The 14,943-nt window shown below is 71.8% G+C and carries 15 protein-coding genes, 1 tRNA gene and 1 pseudogene; 11 read left to right on the top strand and 6 right to left on the bottom strand.

Features of this window, described 5'->3' with window-relative positions; genetic code table 11:
- Nucleotides 1-143: 143 nt before the first annotated feature.
- From IH48_RS0119560 to IH48_RS0119545, 4 genes are all read left to right on the top strand, one after another.
- Nucleotides 144-695, top strand: coding sequence for a hypothetical protein (locus IH48_RS0119560; protein WP_030905914.1), 552 nt, complete (start codon nucleotides 144-146; stop codon nucleotides 693-695).
- Between the two features lie 77 nt (nucleotides 696-772).
- Nucleotides 773-1,261 carry a tRNA adenosine(34) deaminase TadA gene (gene tadA, locus IH48_RS0119555; RefSeq protein WP_078849886.1) on the top strand — a complete coding sequence of 163 codons (489 nt, stop codon included), beginning with the start codon at nucleotides 773-775 and terminating at the stop codon, nucleotides 1,259-1,261.
- Between the two features lie 31 nt (nucleotides 1,262-1,292).
- Nucleotides 1,293-1,377, top strand: a tRNA-Ser gene (locus IH48_RS0119550).
- A gap of 115 nt (nucleotides 1,378-1,492) precedes the next feature.
- Nucleotides 1,493-2,830, top strand: coding sequence for an MFS transporter (locus tag IH48_RS0119545; RefSeq protein ID WP_030905908.1), 1,338 nt, complete (start codon nucleotides 1,493-1,495; stop codon nucleotides 2,828-2,830).
- A gap of 23 nt (nucleotides 2,831-2,853) precedes the next feature.
- Here the strand turns inward: IH48_RS0119545 and IH48_RS0119540 are convergent.
- From IH48_RS0119540 to IH48_RS0119530, 3 genes and pseudogenes are all read right to left on the bottom strand, one after another.
- Nucleotides 2,854-3,501 (bottom strand): annotated as a pseudogene (locus IH48_RS0119540) (peptidase dimerization domain-containing protein); the annotation flags it as partial.
- A gap of 89 nt (nucleotides 3,502-3,590) precedes the next feature.
- Entirely contained in the window at nucleotides 3,591-4,448 is an 858-nt protein-coding gene (locus tag IH48_RS0119535) for an alpha/beta fold hydrolase (protein ID WP_051840156.1), read from the bottom strand.
- 105 nt (nucleotides 4,449-4,553) lie between these two features.
- Complete coding sequence (locus tag IH48_RS0119530) at nucleotides 4,554-5,027, bottom strand: cupin domain-containing protein (RefSeq protein ID WP_030905902.1); 474 nt, start codon at nucleotides 5,025-5,027, stop codon at nucleotides 4,554-4,556.
- Between the two features lie 94 nt (nucleotides 5,028-5,121).
- On the opposite strand from IH48_RS0119530, the gene IH48_RS0119525 reads away from it, so the two are divergent.
- On the top strand, nucleotides 5,122-5,760 hold the full coding sequence (locus tag IH48_RS0119525) for a TetR/AcrR family transcriptional regulator (protein ID WP_037842530.1): 639 nt from the start codon (nucleotides 5,122-5,124) through the stop codon (nucleotides 5,758-5,760).
- Here IH48_RS0119525 and IH48_RS0119520 read toward each other — a convergent pair.
- A complete protein-coding gene (locus IH48_RS0119520; protein ID WP_030905896.1) occupies nucleotides 5,745-6,671 on the bottom strand; it encodes a terpene synthase family protein in 927 nt (308 codons plus the stop codon). The genes IH48_RS0119525 and IH48_RS0119520 overlap by 16 nt on opposite strands.
- Nucleotides 6,671-8,140: a cytochrome P450 gene (locus IH48_RS0119515; RefSeq protein WP_158710327.1), complete on the bottom strand. Its 1,470-nt coding sequence runs from the start codon at nucleotides 8,138-8,140 to the stop codon at nucleotides 6,671-6,673. The genes IH48_RS0119520 and IH48_RS0119515 overlap by 1 nt, the downstream gene beginning before the upstream one ends.
- A gap of 272 nt (nucleotides 8,141-8,412) precedes the next feature.
- Between IH48_RS0119515 and IH48_RS36630 the strand changes: the two genes are divergently transcribed.
- The 4 genes from IH48_RS36630 (at nucleotide 8,413) to IH48_RS0119495 (ending at nucleotide 11,160) form a co-directional block, all read left to right on the top strand.
- Entirely contained in the window at nucleotides 8,413-8,577 is a 165-nt protein-coding gene (locus tag IH48_RS36630; protein ID WP_199809973.1) for a hypothetical protein, read from the top strand.
- A 49-nt stretch (nucleotides 8,578-8,626) separates the two neighbouring features.
- Nucleotides 8,627-8,920, top strand: a complete 294-nt coding sequence (locus tag IH48_RS0119505) for a Dabb family protein (protein ID WP_030905890.1) — start codon at nucleotides 8,627-8,629, stop codon at nucleotides 8,918-8,920.
- Between the two features lie 168 nt (nucleotides 8,921-9,088).
- Entirely contained in the window at nucleotides 9,089-10,036 is a 948-nt protein-coding gene (locus IH48_RS0119500; protein ID WP_420705510.1) for an RNA polymerase sigma factor SigF, read from the top strand.
- 233 nt (nucleotides 10,037-10,269) lie between these two features.
- Nucleotides 10,270-11,160, top strand: a complete 891-nt coding sequence (locus IH48_RS0119495; RefSeq protein WP_030905884.1) for an RNA polymerase sigma factor SigF — start codon at nucleotides 10,270-10,272, stop codon at nucleotides 11,158-11,160.
- An 82-nt stretch (nucleotides 11,161-11,242) separates the two neighbouring features.
- On the opposite strand, the gene IH48_RS0119490 is transcribed toward IH48_RS0119495, so the two are convergent.
- The gene (locus tag IH48_RS0119490; protein ID WP_030905882.1) at nucleotides 11,243-11,467 is read right to left on the bottom strand and encodes a hypothetical protein; all 225 of its coding nucleotides are present in this window, start codon (nucleotides 11,465-11,467) and stop codon (nucleotides 11,243-11,245) included.
- A 257-nt stretch (nucleotides 11,468-11,724) separates the two neighbouring features.
- Here IH48_RS0119490 and IH48_RS0119485 point away from each other — a divergent pair, with 257 nt between their 5' ends.
- On the top strand, nucleotides 11,725-12,243 hold the full coding sequence (locus IH48_RS0119485; protein WP_030905879.1) for a MarR family winged helix-turn-helix transcriptional regulator: 519 nt from the start codon (nucleotides 11,725-11,727) through the stop codon (nucleotides 12,241-12,243).
- 150 nt (nucleotides 12,244-12,393) lie between these two features.
- On the top strand, nucleotides 12,394-14,943 hold the full coding sequence (locus IH48_RS0119480; protein ID WP_030905876.1) for an MFS transporter: 2,550 nt from the start codon (nucleotides 12,394-12,396) through the stop codon (nucleotides 14,941-14,943).

Here is a 14,943-nt window from a genome sequence, read left to right as displayed (position 1 = left end):
GAACGGGCGGCCAATAAAACGCGCGCACGACGCAACGGCCGAAGACCTCTCGCGGAGCGCCGGTTTCTGCCACGATTCCGGGTGGGCGGGCAAGCGCAGCACGCCGCCCGATCGTCACACCTCTATCCAGTGGGAGAGTCACGGTGTACTTCGCCGCACTGCTCGCGCGCACCGAAGACGGGTGGGAAGCGAGCGATACAGACCTCGACGACGTGGAAACCCTCTCGGACCTGACGGATCTGGCCCGTGAGGCATCGGTGGACGAGGACACGGTCCTCCTGTTCATCGAGCAGGAGGACGCCTGGTTCGGCATCATCCGCGTGGAGGGCGAGGACGACCCGCGCGTCTACGTCTCCGACGCGGCGGCCGCCGCGCGCTCCTCGTACGGGGAGATCCTCGTCGACGAAGTGGTCGGCGGCGACGAGGACGACGCCGCGACCGACCTCGACACGCTCGACCTCGACGGCACCGAGGACGGCGAACCCGAACCCGAAACGGACGACGAGACGGAGGACACGGGCGACGCCCTCGCGGGCCCCGGCCCGGGCGACCACCCGGCAGGGCCCGTCGGGGACCGCGACATCCTCACCGACCTCGGGGTGGCGGAGCCGCAGCTCCTCGCGGTGGAGACCGACGCCATGGCCGAGATCGCCGACGCGCTCGGCGCCTCCGACGTCCTGGAGGCCGTGCGCTAGTGGAGCCACGCGGACCGGACGGACCGGAAAGACCCGGCGTCCCGGCCGATCCGGTGCGCGACCCGTGGGTCACGTGGATGCGCCGCGCCCTCGACGAGGCGGCGGGTGCGGCGCTGACCGGTGACGTGCCGGTCGGCGCCGTCGTCCTGTCCCCCGCCGGGACGGTGCTCGCCACCGGCCGCAACGAACGCGAGGCGACCGGCGACCCGACAGCACACGCGGAGGTGCTCGCCCTCCGCGCCGCCGCCGCGCGCGCCGGCGCGTGGCGGCTGACCGGCTGCACGCTCGTCGTCACGCTCGAACCCTGCACGATGTGCGCGGGCGCGCTGGTCCAGGCGCGCGTGGACCGCGTGGTCTACGGCGCGCGCGACGAGAAGGCGGGCGCCGCCGGCTCGCTGTGGGACGTGGTGCGCGACCGCCGCCTCAACCACCGTCCCGAGGTGATCGGGGGCGTCCTGGCCGACGAGTGCGCGGCCGGGCTCCGCGCCTTCTTCGCCCTGCGCAGGACCACGGAGGTACCCGCCCCAGGTACGGCCGCGGATACGGCCCCGGATACGGATTTCTGACCACGGCCCCACGTGGGCTAGGATCTCTCCCGGTAGCGTGTCCGAGCGGCCGAAGGAGCTCGCCTCGAAAGCGAGTGTGGGGAAACTCACCGAGGGTTCAAATCCCTCCGCTACCGCAGGTGGGCGAAGGGCCCGGTCCTCAAGGACCGGGCCCTTCGTGCTGCTCCCACTCGCGCGGCTCTGGGAGAGTGAACCTCGCGACCGAAAGATGTAGTGACCAACAGGAAGCCCGTGGACAGCAGTCAGAGCACCGAAGGCAGCTCCGGGACGAGCGACGTTCCGGCCATACCGGCGGCGGCGGCCGGCGCGCCGGTGGCGGAGCCGTCCCGCGACCGCCGCGGCTGGCGCCGCTTCGCGATGGACACCCGGCCGCTGCGCCATCCGCCGTTCCGCCGGCTCTGGTCCTCGACGATCGTCACGGCGGTCGGCAGCCAGCTCACGGCCGTGGCGGTGCCGAAGCAGATATTCGACATCACCGGATCCTCCGCGTGGGTCGGCTACGCCAGCCTCGCCGGGCTCGTGCCGCTGGTCGTCTTCGCGCTGTGGGGCGGCGCCATCGCGGACAGCATGGACCGCCGCAAGCTGCTGCTGATCACCAACTGCGGCATCGCCGGCACCTCGTTGCTCTTCTGGGCGCAGGCCATCGCGGGTCTCGACTCGGTCGTGGTGCTGATGGCCCTGCTCGCGCTGCAGCAGGCCTTCTTCGGCCTGAACTCGCCGGCGAGGACCGCGTCGATCGCCCGGCTCGTCCCGGCCGGCGAGCTGCCCGCCGCCAACGCACTCAATTCGACCGTCATGCAGACGGGCCTGGTGGCCGGGCCGCTGCTCGCGGGCTCGCTCATACCGGTCATCGGCCTGCCCGAGCTGTACCTCATCGACGCGGCCGCCCTGTGCGCCACGGTGTGGGCCGTCTTCCGGCTGCCCTCGCTGCCGCCGCTCGACGGTTCGGCCACGAGGCGGGCGGGGTGGCGGCAGATCGCCGAGGGCTTCCACTACATGTCGCAGCGCCGGGTGCTGCTGCTGTCCTTCCTCGCGGACATCATCGCCATGGTCTTCGGCATGCCGCGCGCCCTGTTCCCGCAGCTGGCCTCCCAGACGTTCGCGCCCTACGGGCAAGGTCTCGCCCTCGGCCTGCTGTACGCGGCGATCCCGATCGGCGCGGTGGTCGGCGGCCTGTTCTCCGGCACCTTCTCGCGGGCCAGGCGGCACGGCCTGATGGTCGTCGGCGCGGTCGTGGCCTGGGGCCTCGCGGTGGCCGGGAGCGGGCTGAGCGGCAACCTGTGGATCGCGGTGGCGCTCCTGGCCGTCGCCGGCGTCGCGGACATGGTCTCCATGGTGTTCCGCGGCGCCATCCTGCTGTCCGCGGCGACCGACGAGATGCGCGGCCGCATGCAGGGCGTCTTCACGGTCGTGGTGGCGGGCGGGCCGCGCCTGGCCGACGTGCTGCACGGCACGTCGGGCTCGGCGCTCGGGCCGCGGGCGACGGTCGCGGGCGGCGGCCTGCTGGTCGTCTTGATCATGCTCGCCCTCGCGGCCGCGGTGCCGGAGCTGCGCCGTTACCGGATCTGAGGCGTCCGCGAAACCGTGGTCGATCATTCCTCTGCGCCGAGCCAGGCGAGCGCGGCGACCGTCAGCGCCGTGATGCCGGTGTCGAGGGTCGGCTGGATGACGGGCGCGAAGGACGGGGAGTGGTTGACCGGGACGTCCTGGGCGACCGTGCCGCGCTCGGCGGCCGCGCGGTAGGTGTCCGGGTCGACGCCGCCGATGCCCCAGTAGGCGAAGGGCGCGCCGAACGCCTCGGGGATGCGGCTGAAGTCCTCGCTCGCCGTCTGCAGGCCGAAAGTGTGCGCGTCGTCGCCGAAGTGGTCGCGGAACGCGCGGTCGACGCGGTCGGCGACCTCGTCGTCGTTGACCGTCGGCGGGAACGCGTTGAGCCGCTCGACGAGCGGCTCGCGCGGCGCGTTCGACGCCTTCGCCTCGGCGTCGACGCAGCGGCGCACGGCGTCGAGCACCTGCTTGCGCGTGGCGTCGTCGTACGTGCGGACGTTGAGTTCCATGACCGCGGTGTCCGGGATGACGTTGGGGCTCTCGCCTGCCCTGATGCTGCCGACGGTGAGCACGGCGGGCGTGGTCGCGGCCGGTTCGCGCGAGACGATCGTCTGCAGGCGCACCACGCACATGGCCGCAAGCACCACCGGGTCCACGCCTGCCTGCGGCATCGACCCGTGGGCCCCGCGCCCGAGGCCTTCCCCGCCGGACCCGCCCGTCCTCGGGGTGGCACGGACATCGCCCGAATGCCCGGGAAACGCGCCGGACGGAGGGCGCGAGGTCAGCGGTGCTCGGCCGCACCCTCCGAGGCGCCGTCGGCCGCGCCCTCCGAGGCGACGAAAGCGCGGATGGCGTCGAGGACCTGCCCCGGCTGCTCGATCTGCGGGAAGTGCCCGGCCTCGGGCACCGGCCGGAACGTCGCGCGGGGGAACGCGTCGGCGAGGGCACGCTCGTACGCGAGCGGGACGATCCCGTCCTGCTCGCCGGCGAGCACGAGCACCGGGACGGTGACCCGGTGCAGGCGGCCCGCGAGCTTCGGGTCGTAGCAGAACGGGTCGCCCGCATAGAGCGCGAGGGTGCGCTGGTTGGCGGCCATGGCGGCCTTGCGCTCCTCGCTCAGGGCAGCGGGGTCGAGGCGGTACTCGGGGTTGTGGAAGGCCAGTTCGCCGGCCTTGGCAGGGCCGAGCCGCGCGGGGTCCGCGATCTCCAGTGGAGGCTCGGGCGTGATGCCGGTGGCGCCGAGCAGGACGAGCGAGCCGATCCGGCGGTGGTTGTCGCGCGTGCCCATCTCGGCTGCCAGCCAGCCGCCGACGGAGTTGCCCGCGACCACGACGGAGCTCAGGCCGAGCACGTCGAGCAGGTCCAGGTAGGCCACGGCCAGGTCGGCGATGGTGTCGGTCGGCTCGGGCCGCGGCGTGCCGTCGAAGCCCGGGTGGGTCGGAACGGCGACGTAGCCGTGGACGGACAGCGCGGCCGCCAGGCCGGCGACCGAGCCAGGACCGGCCCCGCCGTGCAGCACGAGGGCGCCCGTGCTCGCGGCGGTGGCGTCGCCGTACTCGTCGACAGTGACGGTGACGCCGCCGGGGAGGCTGATCGTGCGGGTGGTGGGGGTGGACGGGGCGGGCGCGTGGACGGTCATGTTCGCGGGTTCCCTTGCGGCCTTCGTGAGAGCTGACTCTCACGAGGGTAGGCAGTCAACTCTCTTCATGCAAGTGAGCTCTCACAAAGGATCCGAACCGCCGCGTCAGGCGTCGCCGCCGGGGGCGAACTCGCCGGCCAGGGCGGTGTCGTAGCGGGCCATCACCTCGCCGACGCCCTCCGCGGTCGCGGCGCGGCCGTCGGCGATCGCGTCCCGCAGGTCGCGGAAGTATCCGACGTAGAAGTCGGGGGTGAAGGTGTTGATCATGACGAGCGGCTCGTCGCCGGGGTTGGCGAAGCCGTGCGGCACGCCCGGTGGCACCATCGCGAGCGCGCCGGGCGGCGCGTCGTACGCGGTGGGCCCGACGGTGAACCTGGCCGTCCCCGACACGACGTAGAATCCCTCGTCGTGGCGCGCATGGCGGTGCTGCGCGGGACCCTCCGCATGCGGGGCCAGCGTGATCTCGACGATCCCGAGTCGGTGCGCCGTGGCGCTCCCGTCCTCGATGACGCGGATCCTGGCCGCTCCGAGTTCGACCACCTCGCCGTCGCCGGGACCGACGACCTGGACATCACTCATGGTTCTGCTCCTTGCTCGACCTCGACGCGGCACACACCCATCCAGTCATGCAAGTAGACTCTCATGATGGGAGCGCACTTGCTACGATGGTTCCATGCAGAACGGCGAACCGAGGGCCGAGCGCACGACGACCGGCCGCAGCAACCAGAAACTGCGCACGCGCACCGCGATCCTGGGCGCCGCCGCCGATCTGATGCGCACCGGCGGCGAGGTGAGCATGCCCGCGGTCGCCAAGGCCGCCCTGGTGTCCGAGGCCACCGCCTACCGCTACTTCCCCGACCTGCCGAGCCTGCTGAGCGAGGCCATGTCAGGGCAGTGGCCCACCCCGGCTCAGGCCCTGGAGGCGGTGGCCGGGTCCACGGACCCCGTCGCCCGCGTCGCCGCCGCCACCGAGCACCTGCTGCGCCACGTGCTGAGCGTGCAGGGCGCGACCCGTGCCATGATCGCGGCCACCATCGCCAGGCCCGAGGCCGCCTCCGCCCGGCCGGGCCTGCGATTCGGCCTGATCGACCACGCGCTCGAACCGCTCGCCCGCACCCTCGGCGCCGACGACCCCGCCGCGCTGGAGCAGCTGAAGAAGGACCTCGCCGTCGTCGTCAGCGCCGAGGCGCTCTTCACCCTGACCGACCTGTGCGGCCTGGACGCCGAGGACGCCGTCGCCAGCGCGGTGCACACGGCCACGACGCTCACCCGCGCGGCGCTGCCCGCGGTACGACGTCACGTCGGCGAGTAGCGGCTCGTCGTCGACGACCAGCGGCGCACGCCGTCGACCAGCCGGCGCGTCTCGCGCAGGTACCAGCCGGCCTCCGGGTGGTGTGCCGCGAGCCGGCTGCGCAGGATGTCGCTGCGCAGGCTCAGCCGGTCGATCTCGGCGCGCACGGTGGAGATCGCCGCGTCCCTGCTCATGCGCTGCTCGCGCCGCAGGACCGTGATCATGTTGAACGGCGCGCACCGCGGCTCCTCGTCGAACGGTGCGCACTGCCGTTCCTCGCGCTCCAGCGAGTAAAGGTCGTTGACGAGCGTCGCCGTGTCCGCGATGTGGGCGCGCAGCAGCCGCAGTTCGGGCTCGGCGTGCACCTCCTCGGGGAGCGGGTTGCCGCGTACCCACTCCAGCATGTTCGTGAACGGGTAGAGGCAGCTCGCGTGGCGCCGCAGCAGTACCGCCTGGCGCACCGTCGGCGTGGTCGCCGCCGCGCGGTGCCCGGTCTCGGTGACGAACGTGGTCAGGCAGCGGGCCCAGTCGCGTGCCGCACGGCGCGACCAGGCCACCGGCATGGCCGCCCGCTGCCTGTGCCACAGGTCGCGCCAGGCCGCGGGGAGGTCGGCCACCCCGGCGGGTACCGGGTCGCCGGCCGGCGGCGCGGGGTCCATGGCGTCGAGGAAGGAGCGGATCAGCCCGCGGGCCGCCGCCGGGTCGCGGCCCGCCGGCCCGTCGAAGTGGTCGTCGATGATGGTGAACCAGCCCAGCATGTCGACGAGCAGGCTCAGCCCCTCGTGGCCCGCCTGCGGGTAGGCGTCCGCGATCAGGGCGGGCAGCGCGTACGAGTGGTGGCGCTCCAGCGCGTCCTCGGGCACGAGGCAGTAGCGCAGGAGCCAGGCGGTGTGGGCGTCCGTCACCGCGCCCTGCGGGGCGCCTGCCGTCATCACAGGTCCACCGCCGCGTCCGCGTCGGTGCGCGGGGCGAATGCCATGGCCAGGCCCTGCGCCTGGACCGTGGTCCACACGACCTCCCTGGCCTCGCGGCCCGGCACCGGGACGAGGCGCAGGGTACGCAGGATCGTCGCCGCGGCCACCCCGAGCTCCGCCCATGCCAGGTTCTCGCCGACGCACTTGTGCTTGCCCGCGCCGAACGGCATGGCCGCACGCCGCGCCGCCGCCCCCGCCGGCCCCTCCGCGTCCCAGCGGCCGGGGTCGAAGGTGTGCGGGTCGGGGAAGAAGTCCGGGTGGCGGTGGAGGGCCGTGAGGCTGAAGAGGAGCTCGGTGCCGGCCGGTACGCGGTAAGGGCCGAGCGTGACGTCCCTGCTCGCGGTGCGCATGAGGAACGCGTTGGGTGTGTGCAGGCGCACCACCTCGCGCAGGGTGTTCGCGGTGTAGGGCAGGTGGTCGAACATCTCCGGCGTGAGGGCGTCGGACGCGGCGCCTGCGACCGGGCCGAGCCGGCCGTCCAGTTCGGCGACGACGCGCGCCAGGACGTCCGGGTGGCGCGCGAGCTCGTGGAGCAGCCACGTCATGGTCGTCGAGACCGTCTCCGTGCCCGCACCGAACATCGTGATGGCCTCGGCCCGTACGTCGTCCTCGGTGAGGGGAGCGCCCGTCGCCGGGTCGACGGCCGCACGCAGCAGGGACAGCAGGGTGGGCTCCCGGCCGTCGTCCTCCCCTTCGCGGGCCCCCTCGCGGACCCCTTCGCCGAGCCCTTCGCGGCGCTCGCCCACCGCCCTGTCCACGACCTGGTGGATGACGCGGACCGCCTCGTCGAAGCGGCGGTTGACCGGCAGCGGCAGGCGCACGAACGCCGGGTGGGGCGCCAGGGAGTGCACGATCTGGCCCTTGACCAGGTCGGGCAGCGCGCGGTGGAACGCCGCGGCGAGGTCGTCGTCGAGACGGGCGCCGAAGAGGGTGCGGGTCACGACGTCGAGCGCGAGGTGGTTCATCTCCCGCTCCACGTCGACGAGCCGTCCGTCGCCCCAACCGGCGATACGTTCTTTCACCACGCTCTGGATGATGGGCACGTAGTCGGCGACACGCGCCTTGGTGAACGCCGCGCCCATGCTGCGGCGGCGGTCGCGGTGCGCCTGGCCGTCGGACATCAGCAGGCCGTCGCCGAACGCGTCCTTGAGGGTCTGCTGCACCGCGCCGCGCGGCGCGTCGTGCGCGAGGGCGACCAGCAGTTCGTGGACGAGTGCGGGCGCCGTGACGACGCGGACGCGGCGCGGGCCGAGCCGGGTCTCGACCACGCCGCCGACGCGGGACAGCGACTCCATGAACCCGAGGGGGTCGCGCAGCAGCGGCACCACATGGCCCAGTCCAGGCACCCCGCCGGGGGCCCGGGGGGTGGGCGCCGTCGGACGGGTGCGGTCCGAACGGCCGTCGGAGTGAGGAGCCAGCGTGGCCACGTCATCAACCTTCCGTGGGCGAGGGGCGGTTCCTGCCGGCGACCGGCAGACAGGACGCCAGCATCTCACGCTTCGCTTATGAAAATTGACTGAGCGTAGTCGTTTCGCGGATCTGCCTCGACCCGAAACGCCCCCGCGCGGAAATCACCCGGACAGACGGTGGACGTCCGGTATGCGGCCACCCTCAATCACCGGCGATCGGCATTCGTATGGTTAAACTCACGGCTACTGCACATGGCCCAACGGAACAGCCGGCGGGGAGGGTGAGGCCGATGGCGACCGCACGGAAGGTCATCCTCTATGCGATTGTCATCTTCATCCTCTATACGATCATCACGTCCCCGGCCAGGGCGGCCGACCTGGTGCAAGTAGGGTTCGAGGGGATATCCAGCGCCGCGCAGGGTGTCGGGCAGTTCTTCACCCAGCTGATCCAGTAGCCCAGGGGCCCTCGGCGCGGCATGTCGTCCCCCCGGGAGTGTGTACGCCGTGATCCGCCATCTGGTCCTGTTCAAGCTCAACGAGGGCGTCTCCCACGACGACCCGCGCGTCGCCGCAGGCGTGGCGGCGTTCACCGCGCTCGGCGGACGGGTGCCCGAGGTCGAGTCGTGGGAGTTCGCACGGAACCTCAGCGACCGGTCGAACGCGTACGACTACGCGATCAACGCCGCCGTCGCCGACGCCGACGCGCTCCGGCGCTACGCCGACCACCCCGACCACCAGGCAGGCGTGGCCCTGTGGCGCGAGTTCGCCACCTGGGTGATCGCCGACTACGAGTTCTGACCCTCCGCCGGCTCGGGCCCCACGTCGGGATGACGTGGGGCTCTCCGCGTTTAAGCGGCAAACAGGTGCCAACACGGAGTTATCGGGTGCTTGCACATCGTGCACATGTCTTGTGATGCTATGACCGCTTTTGACCGATGAGTTGACCGAAAGTTGACGAGGGGTGGCGTGACCGTGCCGGCCAGTACAACGCCTCAAGCACCACCCCAGGAGTCACCGCCCGCCGCACCCCGGGGCGGGGGCGCGCCCCGGGGCGACACGGCGGACGGGGGCGACGGGGGCGCCGGGGCCGCCGGGACGCCGACCCAGGGCGGCGCGCGCGCACAGGGACGCCCGCCGACCGCCGGGCAGAGCAGGGCGGCCGACACCCGCGCCCTCACCCAGGTGCTCTTCGCCGAGCTCAAGACGCTCGAACCCGGCACCGAGGCGCACCACCGCGTCCGCGCGGCGCTGATCGAGGCGAACCTCCCCCTCGTGCGGTACGCCGCCGCCCGCTTCCGCAGCCGCAACGAGCCCATGGAGGACGTCGTCCAGGTCGGCACGATCGGGCTGATCAACGCGATCGACCGGTTCGACCCCGACCGGGGCGTGCAGTTCCCGACGTTCGCCATGCCGACCGTCGTGGGCGAGATCAAACGTTACTTCCGGGACAATGTGCGCACCGTTCACGTGCCGCGCCGCCTGCACGAGCTGTGGGTCCAGGTCACCGGCGCCACCGAGGACCTGACGACCGCTCACGGCCGCTCGCCGACCACGGCCGAGATCGCCGAGCGGCTCAAGATCTCCGAGGACGAGGTGCTCGCCTGCATCGAGGCGGGCCGCTCCTACCACGCCACGTCGCTCGAGGCCGCGCAGGAGGGCGACGGGCTGCCGGGCCTGCTCGACCGCCTCGGGTACGAGGACCCCGCGCTCGCCGGCGTCGAACACCGCGACCTCGTACGGCACCTCCTCGTACAGCTGCCCGAGCGCGAGCAGCGCATCCTGATGCTGCGCTACTACAGCAACCTGACGCAGTCGCAGATCAGCCAGGAGCTGGGGGTCTCGCAGATGCATGTGTCAAGGCTTCTTGCCCGAAGCTTTGCCAGACTTCGATCCGCAAATCGGATCGAAGCCTAACCCTCGCGGTTACTCCCTGAATTTCCGTCACCCTCCGTCCCAGCCGCTCCAGATGGCCGTTTTCCTGCGTTGACGTCGCCCTCCCATGTCGACATGTCACTACAGCGCGTTGCCGACATGTGACATTCTGCGGATACCGCGTTTGGCACGGGTCCGCCGCCGGTATTCAGGTGGAGGCTGCGTTCATCGAATAGAACGCCCAACGCGACCGTCCGCGACCTCAAGGGGGTGGCATGTCCGCAGAACAGGGCAGCCCTAAGGTGCTCACGCTCACCAAGAGCGCTCCCGCGCCCGACGCTCTCGACACCGTGGTGGCCCAGCCGCCGGTGCCGTCACAGCCGGAGGCCATCGATACCCGTACCCTGTCCCGCTCCCTGTTCGTGCGGCTCGCCGCGCTGGACGCGGAGGGCCGGGAAGGTGCGGACGGCCCGGAGCGCACCTATGTGCGCGACACGCTCATCGAGCTCAACCTCCCGCTCGTCAGATACGCGGCGGCGCGCTTCCGCAGCCGCAACGAGCCCATGGAGGACATCGTCCAGGTCGGCACGATCGGCCTGATCAAGGCCATCGACCGGTTCGACTGCGAGCGCGGCGTGGAGTTCCCGACGTTCGCGATGCCGACAGTCGTCGGCGAGATCAAGCGCTTCTTCCGCGACACCTCGTGGTCGGTGCGCGTGCCGCGCCGCCTCCAGGAGCTGCGGCTCGCGCTGACGAAGGCCAGCGACGAGCTCGCGCAGAAGCTGGACCGCTCCCCGACCGTGCCCGAACTGGCCGCCGTGCTCGGCGTGTCCGAGGAGGACGTGGTCGACGGGCTCGCGGTGGGCAACGCGTACACGGCCTCGTCGCTCGACTCGCCCTCGGCGGAGGACGACGGCGGCGAGGGGTCGCTCGCCGACCGCCTCGGCTACGAGGACCTCGCGCTCGAAGGCGTGGAGTACCGGGAGTCGCTGAAGCCGCTGCTGGCGAAGCTGCCGCCGCGTGAGCGGCAGATCATCATGCTCCGCTTCTTCGCGAACATGACGCAGTCGCAGATCGGCGAGGAAGTCGGCATCTCGCAGATGCACGTCTCGCGCCTGCTGACCCGCACCCTCGCGCAGCTGCGCGAGGGCCTGATCTCCGACTGAGACCGACGGGGAACCAACGGGGAGAAGAGAGCCGGCCGGTCCTCGCGGACCGGCCGGAAAGGACAGGGAAGTACTCGCTCGCTCAGCCGAGCGCCAGCCAGGCCACGACGGCCAGCACGACCACGACGAGCACCACGCCGACGATCACACCGACCTTCGGCCCGCCGCTCTGGCGCACGGCGGCCGTCGGCTGCCGCTGCGGCTCGCCCTCGTCGACGAAGGCGCGGAACATCTGGGTGCTGCCCGCGGGGTCGGGGTTGCCAGGTGTGCCCTGAGGGCCCTGCGGGGCATGAGGGTTGTGTGCCATGGTGCGAGACCCTAGCGAACCACCGGGTTCCGCCCAACCCCGGGCCCGGAAAGGGTTGTCGGGTGTTCACGCGGTGGACGTGAGAAGAGCGTGACGGCCACGCACACGAGTGTGCGATCGAACGCATGCGCAAGCATATTGATCATTCCGATGTGAAGATTTTGTTATTCCGTGGTCCGTGCCGTACGTTCTCTATTTGCCTGTAGCAACCAACAGGATTATGGTTGCCTGGAGCAACGTATTCGTCGGGAGAGCCCATGGCCACACAGAGCCGGTACAGGGAACTGGCGCGGCACATCACCGCCCTCGGTGCCGTCAAGCGCGCCCTGACCCGCTCGCTGCCCGCCGAGTGCCCCGGCGGCCCCGCCGTCGTGCTCTCACTGGTCAACGCCCACGGCGAGATGCGGATGAGCAGGCTCTCCGAGCTGCTCGCCGTCGACGTGTCGGTGACCAGCAGGCACGTCGCGCACGCGGCGCAACGCGGCTGGCTGGAGAGGCTGCCCGATCCGGCGGACGGCAGGTCGCGGCTGCTGCGGCTGACCCCGGCCGGACGCGACATGCTCGCGGCCATGGCCGAGGCCGCCGTCGACATGATCGCGACCACGCTGGCCGACTGGTCCGACGAGGACCTGGAGGCGCTGACGACGATGCTCGGCAGGCTCCGCGAGGACTTCGGCGACTGCCGTGCGCCGCACGGCGACCACCCCGGCACAGGCCACCGCGCACCCGCGGTCCGGACTCCACGCCCGGCGGACACGCCGGCGAACGCACCGTGACGAGCCCCCCGGCCCGGCACACGCCCCCGGTGAGCGGCGGCTCGACACGCGGGTGACATGCCCGAAACAGCCGGTGCGCCCGGTGCGGCGCACCCACCGGCCGACCCGTGACCCTCACCCCCACAGACGCAGGACAAGGAACCAGACCAGATGGCTACATCCACACCGACCGGTGTGCGGGGCGGCCACGCCAAACACGGCGGCGAGCCAGCCCCAGCCCCCGGCACCGGCGCGCCGATGACGCACCGCGAGATCATGCAGGCCCTGTCCGGTCTGCTCCTCGGAATGTTCGTCGCGATCCTCTCCTCGACGGTCGTGACGAACGCGCTGCCGCACATCATCTCCGACCTGGGCGGCGGGCAGAGCTCGTACACCTGGGTGGTGACCGCCTCCCTGCTGGCCATGACGGCGACCACCCCGCTGTGGGGCAAGCTCGCCGACCTGTTCAGCAAGAAGCTGCTGGTCCAGCTCGCCCTGAGCATCTACGTGACCGGCTCGATCATCGCCGGCCTTTCGGTGAACTCCGAGATGCTGATCGCGGTGCGCGTCTTCCAGGGCATCGGCGTGGGCGGCCTGTCCGCGCTCGCCCAGATCGTGATGGCCGCGATGATCTCCCCGCGCGAGCGCGGCCGCTACAGCGGCTACCTCGGCGCGACCTTCGCCGTCGCCACCGTCGGCGGCCCGCTGATCGGCGGTGTCATCACCGACACGTCCTGGCTGGGCTGGCGCTGGTGCTTCTACGTCGGCGTGCCGTTCGCGGTGATCGCCCTGATCGTGCTGCAGAAGACCCTGCACCTGCCGATCGTGAAGCGGAAGGTCAAGGTCGACTGGGGCGGCGCGTTCTTCATCAGCGCCGCGGCCTCGCTGCTGCTCGTCTGGGTGACGTTCGCCGGCACCAAGTACGACTGGCTGTCGTGGCAGACGTACGCGATGGTCGGCGGCTCGATCGTGCTCGGCCTGCTCTTCCTGCTGGTGGAGTCGAAGGCCAGCGAGCCGATCATCCCGCTGCGGCTGTTCCGCAACCGGACGATCTCCCTGGCGTCCGCGGCGTCCCTGTTCGTCGGCATCTCGATGTTCGCCGGCACGGTCTTCTTCAGCCAGTACTTCCAGCTGGCGCGCGGCAAGAGCCCGACGATGTCCGGCGTGATGACCATCCCGATGATCGCCGGCCTGTTCGTGGCGTCGACCGTCACGGGCCAGATCATCACCCGAACAGGACGCTGGAAGGTCTGGCTCGTCACCGGCGGCTTCCTGCTGACCGGCGGCCTCGGCCTGCTGGGCACCATCCGCTACGACACCACGTACTGGCACATGTCGATCTTCATGGCCGCCATGGGCCTCGGCATCGGCATGATGATGCAGAACCTGGTGCTGTGCACGCAGAACCAGGTGCAGGCCAAGGACCTCGGGTCCGCCAGTTCCACGATCACGTTCTTCCGGTCCCTGGGCGGCGCCATCGGCGTCTCCGCGCTCGGTGCCATCCTCGCCAACCACGTGACCAAGTACGTCACGGACGGGCTCACCGCGCTCGGCCCGCAGGGCAAGGCCCTGGCCGCCAAGGCGGGCGGCGGCGGAGGGGGGATCCCCGATCTCGGCGCGATGCCCGCACCCCTGCGTCACGTCATGGAGGTCGCTTACGGGCATGGTGTAGGTGACATCTTCCTGTTCGCGGCGCCGTGTGCACTCGTCGCGTTCCTGGTCACCTGGTTCATCAAGGAGGTTCCGTTGAGGACACGTGCTGTCGGCGACCCGTCGCAGGACCCGCAGGAGACGGCCGCCGCCGTCACCGGACCCGCCGCGCAGGCCCAGGCGCCCGCCGCCTCCTACTCGGACATACCCGCGGACACGACCGGGCGCACGGAGCCGCTCGCCGGCCTCGCCGCGACCGGCGCCACCGGCGGCGCGGACGGCTCGGGCGTGCCACCGCTGCCCGAGGGCACTCCCGTGCACGGCCTGGTACGCAGCGCCGAGGGCGCCGCGGTGTCAGGCGCCGCCGTCACCCTCATCTCGCTCGGCGGCCGGCAGCTCGGCAGGTCCGTGGCGCGCCCCGACGGCGTGTACGTCGTCGAGGCGCCCGGCGCGGGCAGCTACGTGCTGATCGCGGCCGCCGACGGGTTCCAGCCGCAGGCGTCCACGGTGGTCGTGGGCGACGAGCCGCTGCCGTTCGACATCCTGCTGTCCGGCACGAGCGGACTCGCGGGCTCGGTGCGCGGCGCCGACTCCGGCTCCGCGATCGCGGACGCGATGGTGATCGTGACCGACATCCGCGGCGACGTGCTCGCCACCGGCAAGTCGGACGCCATGGGCGAGTTCGCGTTCGGCGAGCTCGTGCCGGGCTCGGTGACCGTCGCCGTCAACGCGTCGGGCTACCGGCCGCTCGCCCTCCCGGTGGAGATCGGCGGCCAGGGCGTGACGCGGATCGAGGCCGTCCTCGACTCGGGCGCGCTGGTGCAGGGCATCGTGCGGGCGGGCGCCGACCGCCGCCCGCTGCACGACGCGCGGGTCACGCTCGTGGACGCGGCGGGCAACGTCGTCGCCACGTCCACGACCGGCGAGGACGGCGCGTACGCCTTCGCCGACCTGGACTCGGGCGAGTACACGGTCATCGCCACCGGCTACCCGCCGGTCGCGGGCTCGTTGACCGTGGGGGGCCGGGGCGTCGACGGGCACGACATCGAGCTCACGCATCCCGTCGAGTAG

It is taken from the genome of Streptomyces sp. NRRL F-5126 (genome assembly GCF_000721265.1).
GTDB lineage: Bacteria > Actinomycetota > Actinomycetes > Streptomycetales > Streptomycetaceae > Streptomyces.
Note: the sequence above shows the minus strand (reverse complement) of the source record. Positions and strands in the feature narration are given on the sequence as shown.